This window comes from Martinezella tropici (assembly GCF_008370325.1).
GTDB lineage: Bacteria > Pseudomonadota > Alphaproteobacteria > Rhizobiales > Rhizobiaceae > Rhizobium > Rhizobium tropici_B.
On sequence record NZ_VNIP01000030.1, the window covers coordinates 1 to 5,594 of the forward strand.

The window sequence follows — 5,594 nt, forward strand, 5'->3', positions numbered from 1 at the left end:
ATCTTTCAGATTCGCTCATTGCGGTTGGGGCCTTCGATCTCCCGCATGTCGTTATCGTAAAAACCGCTGCCGACTTTTGCGAGACATGCTTTAGGCGATCTCGCGTTCGTTGCTGAGCTCTAGATAATGGCTTTGCAGATAACGAAGCGTCGCGGCGCTGTCTGCCGGCTTGCCGAAATAATAGCCCTGCCCCATGGCGCAGCCCAGCGCTTTCAGTTTCGCCGCTTCGGCATGTTCCTCGATACCTTCCGCCACCACACGCAGTTCAAGCCCCTCGCACATGGCCAGCACCGCCTTGATGATATGTTCGGACACCCGATCCGAATTCATGCGAGAGACGAAGGCGCGGTCTATCTTAACCTTGTCGAAGATAAATTCGCGCAAACGCCCGAGACTGGATTGACCAGTGCCAAAGTCATCAAGCGAGATGCGCGCACCCGCGGCACGGAGATCGGCTATGATCCGATGCGCCGTGTCGGCCGAGCTCATGACCGCGGTTTCGGTGATTTCGAGCTCGAGGCGATGCGGATCGAGGCCGGCACGTGCAAGGATGGCAAGGATGCTGCTGCTGGTACCCGGATCCATCAATTGTGCCGAAGACAAATTGAAGGACAGAAAAAGCTCACGTGGCCAGGAAAGCGCCGCCTCGGCCGCCTTCCGCAGAAGCGTTTCGGACAGAGCATCGATGAAGCCGCGCTCCTCGGCGAGCGGCACGAAGACAGCCGGGGAGACGAAGCCGAGATCCTGATCGTTCCAGCGGGCAAGCGCCTCGAAGCCGACAACCATGTTGTTGGCGAGCGAAACGATCGGCTGGAAATGCACATCGATGGCATCCGAAATGATGGCATTGCGCAGCGCCTGCTCGAGCTGCGTCGCGCGCTTCATTTCCTGAGCGATCTCCCTGGAATAGACGGTGATCTGCCCACGGCCGCGACGCTTGGAGCGATAGAGCGCGGTTTCCGCATTCTTCAGGAGGTCGTCGAATTCCTCCCCGGCGAACGGATGGATGGCGAAGCCGAAAGAGGCGGAAAGCCTGACATTGCGATCGCCGAGATCATAGGGTGCCGAGAGCACCTCGCGGATCATCTGCCCGAACTTCTCGGCGCCGACGCGCTCGAACACCAAGGGAAGAACAAAGGCGAATTCGTCCCCGTCATGGCGCGTCACCATTGCTCCGTCGGGAATGCAGGCCTTGAGGCGATGCGCGACCTGGCAGAGAATCTCGTCACCGGCTTCGACGCCAAACAGGTCGTTGATCGGCTTGAAGGCATCCAGATTGACGATGCCGATGGTGAAGGGTGCCGGATCGCTGGCCCGTTCGAGCGAAATCGAGCGCGTGCGTTCGCGCATGCGATGTCGATTGCCCAATCCGGTAAGCGGATCGGTATAAGCGATTGCCTGTGGCTCTTGACTGACTGGCCCTGGCAGCGTTTCAGCCGATTTCATATGTGGTCCCGACGTTTTCTCCACCCTCTAAAAAGCATGACGGCGAAGTCTTAACAAAGGATAGCGGGAGGACGGTGATTCAATGCCGGCGATAAGTTGCCTTCACCGGCGATCTCTTTGTAACATCTATCTATTTTGCGCCTTGTAGAGACTGCGCATATACTTCTGGAATACCGTCTCGATGATGTCGGGACTGACCGGTTTCAGGATGACATCGTCCATGCCGGCATCCCCGCACTCCTTACGATCGCGCTCGAAGGCCTGTGTCAGCACGCCGACGATCGGCGTATGGGAGCCGCTACCCTCTTCCGCATTGCGGATCAGCCTTGCGGCTTCGAAGCCATTCAGGCCGGGTAGCGAAATATCCATCAGGATCAGCTCCGGACGATGCTCCTGCCACAACCGCACCGCCTCGTCGCCGCTTGCGGCGATCACATAGCTGTATCCCAGACCTTCCAGGATCTGCGAGAAGACGATCTGATTGATGTCGTTATCTTCGGCGACGAGGATCTGTGCGCGGCGATCGTCACCGGCCGTGCGCCGCCATTCCGGCAAAAGCCCCGCTTCCGTAGCATTCCCGGGCTCGCCGCGGATATTGCGGTTGAAATGGCGGGCGATCAGAAAGGCAAGTTCCGTGGCAAGCTGCGAGCCATCCAATGACAGAGCGGCAAGATTTTGCCGTTCAGCCAGCTCGATGCCGCGCTTACCCAGCTGGTTGTCGACGATGACAAGATCGATCTTGACGCCGTGCGCGCTCGCCACATCCAAAAACGCCGCCTCTTCGTTCTCATTGTGAACGACGCAAGCCTCGAAACCGTATTTCTCGAGTGTCTTCAATGCGGCCGTTTCCGCGGCAAAGTCAGGCGTGACGACGAGAACCTTGCGGCCGCTGAAATTTTCCGGGACAAAGGTCTCCATGGCGGCAGGACGGCGCGAAATGGTCTGCAATGCGGCCATGGGAACATAGGCACGCCGATAGGAGCGGTCGCTGTTTTCCCGGATATGCGAGGCAAGCGCGAATTCATCGAAATCGCCACCATCCTTGGGCAGATCCTGCATGGTGCAGACAAGAAAATAGCGGCCGGATTTGCCAATACGCTGCTTGCGCGTCACGATATCGCGCTCGATGCCGTCGCGGGCAATCTGGCGCTGCCGCGAGATCGACATCTCGCCGGTCTCGATCACATGCCGGTCGCTCTCGTGGAAGCGATTGGCAATATCCGTGGAAAAGAGATCGATGCTTTTGCGGCCCCGCACCTCATCGGCCGCCGTCTGGTACTTTTCGCAGAACGCCCTGTTGACCGCGACATAGATGAGATTCTGGTCCTTGACGAATACCGGGAACGGCAGATTGTCGAGAATATCCTCGGTCAGCTGCACGCGCTCCATGTCGACGCGCCACTGCTCTTCGCGCTTCTTTACTTCGGAGACATCGGAGATGATGCAGAAGCCGATGCCGGAGGACAGCCGCCGCTTGCTGATGCGCACCCAGCGGTCATCCGTGAAATGCTCCGTCGTCTCGAAGCGTTCGCGCCAGTGCGAGGCGATGCGCTGCGATATCCAGCTGTCGCGATTGGCTGAAGTCTTGGCCTGATTTGCCTGAGGTCGCATGCCCGTGTCGAAGACGACACCGAGGAAGTCGCGCAACCGCGTCGACGGCTGCAGGTATTCCGGTTGGATGGGGAAGAAATTCAGAACCTGGCGGCTGGCAAACAGCAGCAGATCGTTCTTGTCATAGGCGAAGAAGGCGCTGGAAAGACCGTCACAGAAAGCATCGAAGAACATCGCCTGCAGATTGCCGCCAAAGGACGCATCCGCAGTCGCCATTGCCAGGGCTGCCTTGTCAATCTCGGCAGTCATTCGTCCGATTCCTACACTCAACCAGTTTCACAGCAAGGCAAACCGACGGGACGGCGCGCTCGATAAAGGGATGTTTGAAAAGTTGCATGCTGGCCTGTGCACTTGAAGCAGATGGCACCTGGCTCATGAAAGTTGACGGCCACCAACCTGCCATCAAGAGCCGTCAGCATGCATGAAGCGCGCCACCTGTAGTCATTTCAAGCTTCTCTCCCACAACCTGTCATCATTCCCTTAAACATTGATTAAATTTCTTAACAAAGCCCCAGAGACGGAAACGGTGAAAGAAGGTGAGCCAATCGCCTTTCCTCTTTCCACACCGCCGCGAATCCACGACAATGACGCCATGGCCATCAAGCAACTCTCCGAAACACTGATCAACCAGATCGCTGCCGGCGAAGTGATCGAACGCCCGGCAAGTGCCGCCAAGGAGCTGATCGAAAACGCGCTGGATGCCGGAGCGACCCGCATCGAGATCGCGACTGCCAGCGGCGGCAAGGCGCTGCTGCGCGTGACCGATAACGGATCCGGCATGGCGGAGACCGATCTTGAGCTCGCCGTTCGGCGCCATTGCACCTCGAAGATCTCCGAAACGCTTGATGACATCCGCACCCTCGGTTTTCGCGGCGAGGCGCTGCCTTCCATCGGTTCCGTGGCGAAGCTCTCAATCGCCAGCCGCAGGGCGGGTGCGGCCGGCGGCGCCGAGATCGCGGTTGCCGGCGGCAAGGTTCTGTTTCTGCGACCGGCGGCGGCCAATACCGGCACGATCGTCGAGGTGCGCGACCTGTTCTTCGCGACGCCGGCGCGCCTGAAATTTCTGAAGACCGAGAAGGCGGAAGCCGCCGCGATCACCGAGGTCGTCAAGCGCATGGCGATCGCCTTTCCGCGCGTGCGCTTCGTGCTGTCGGGCAGCGACCGCTCAACGCTCGAATTTCCCGCGACCGGCGATGATCATCTCGCCCGCATGGCACAGATACTCGGTGCCGATTTCAAGGACAATGCCATCGCGCTCGACGCCGAACGCGAGGATGTGAGTTTGACCGGATTTGCCGGCGTGCCGACCTTCAACCGCGGCAACTCCGCCCATCAATATGCCTTCGTCAACGGCCGGCCGGTGCAGGACAAGCTGATCCTGTCGGCGATCCGCGGCGCCTATGCCGAAACCATCCCCGCCGGACGCTATCCCATCGCCGTGCTTTCATTAACGCTCGATCCGGCGCTGGTCGACGTCAACGTGCATCCAGCGAAATCCGATGTGCGCTTCCGCGATCCGGGACTGGTGCGCGGCCTGATCGTCGGTGCCGTTCGCGAAGCTCTAGCACGCGAGGGCGACCGGGCGGCCACGACAGGCGCTGACGGCATGTTGCGCGCCTTCACCCCCGGACGCTCCGGCTTTCAACAGGGATGGCGACCCGCGCCAGCTCCGACCACTTGGGCGGCCGAAACGTCGCCGTCCCGTCCCTACGAAAAAGCAGCAACGGCAGGCTACGGATTTGCCGAGCGACCGCAGGCCGCCTTCGAGGGACTTGCCATCCCCACCGCGCGCGCCGAAGTGGCGCCCCCGGCGGAACCAATACGAGCCGAGGAGCCGGCGCGCTTTCCGCTGGGTGCCGCCCGCGCGCAGCTGCACGAGAACTATATCGTCGCCCAGACGGAGAACGGGCTTGTCATCGTCGATCAGCATGCTGCCCATGAGCGGCTGGTGTTCGAGGCCATGCGCAAGGCGTTGCATTCGAAACGCCTGTCCTCGCAGGTGTTGCTCATTCCCGAAATCATCGACTTGCCCGAAGAGGATTGCGACCGGCTGATTGCATTTGCCGACGAACTCGGCGAGCTTGGGCTCGCCATCGAGCGCTTCGGCCCCGGCGCAGTTGCCGTGCGGGAGACACCGGCGATGCTCGGTGAAGTCGATGCGCAAGGCCTGGTTCGGCAATTGGCCGATGAGATCGCCGAATGGGATACTGCATCCGGCCTTGCCGCCAAGCTGGAATATGTCGCCGCGACTATGGCCTGCCACGGTTCGGTGCGCTCGGGCCGACGCTTGCGACCGGAAGAAATGAATGCCCTTTTGCGGCAAATGGAGGCCACGCCCGGCTCCGGACAATGCAATCATGGCCGGCCGACCTATATAGAGCTGAAGCTTTCGGACATCGAGCGGCTCTTCGGGCGCAGCTGACGCCTGCCGTTTTCGAAAGGAACTTTTCCGGGAAATGCTCTGGAAAAGTCGCTCCTGCTGCGCAATTTTTAAAGTGCTACAGCGACCTTTGCGTATCATATTTGACGCGCGGCGC

General features: G+C 60.0%; 3 protein-coding genes. 1 reads left to right on the top strand and 2 read right to left on the bottom strand.

Annotation, left to right across the window (positions count from 1 at the left end):
- Positions 1-90: 90 nt before the first annotated feature.
- Both FP026_RS29985 and FP026_RS29990 read right to left on the bottom strand, forming a co-directional pair.
- On the bottom strand, positions 91-1,446 hold the full coding sequence (locus FP026_RS29985; RefSeq protein ID WP_149637093.1) for a putative bifunctional diguanylate cyclase/phosphodiesterase: 1,356 nt from the start codon (positions 1,444-1,446) through the stop codon (positions 91-93).
- Between the two features lie 126 nt (positions 1,447-1,572).
- Positions 1,573-3,306, bottom strand: coding sequence for a response regulator (locus FP026_RS29990; protein ID WP_149637094.1), 1,734 nt, complete (start codon positions 3,304-3,306; stop codon positions 1,573-1,575).
- 343 nt (positions 3,307-3,649) lie between these two features.
- Between FP026_RS29990 and mutL the strand changes: the two genes are divergently transcribed.
- Positions 3,650-5,479 (top strand): DNA mismatch repair endonuclease MutL, encoded by a 1,830-nt coding sequence (gene mutL / locus FP026_RS29995; protein ID WP_149637095.1) that lies wholly within the window; start codon positions 3,650-3,652, stop codon positions 5,477-5,479.
- The last annotated feature ends 115 nt before the right edge of the window (positions 5,480-5,594 follow it).

What these genes read in the sequence shown, in the direction of transcription:
- FP026_RS29990 (WP_149637094.1), bottom strand. Translation starts at nt 3,306, where the DNA reads ATGACTGCCGAGATTGACAAGGCAGCCCTGGCAATGGCGACTGCGGAT.
- mutL (WP_149637095.1), top strand. Translation starts at nt 3,650, where the DNA reads ATGGCCATCAAGCAACTCTCCGAAACACTGATCAACCAGATCGCTGCC.
- FP026_RS29985 (WP_149637093.1), bottom strand. Translation starts at nt 1,446, where the DNA reads ATGAAATCGGCTGAAACGCTGCCAGGGCCAGTCAGTCAAGAGCCACAG.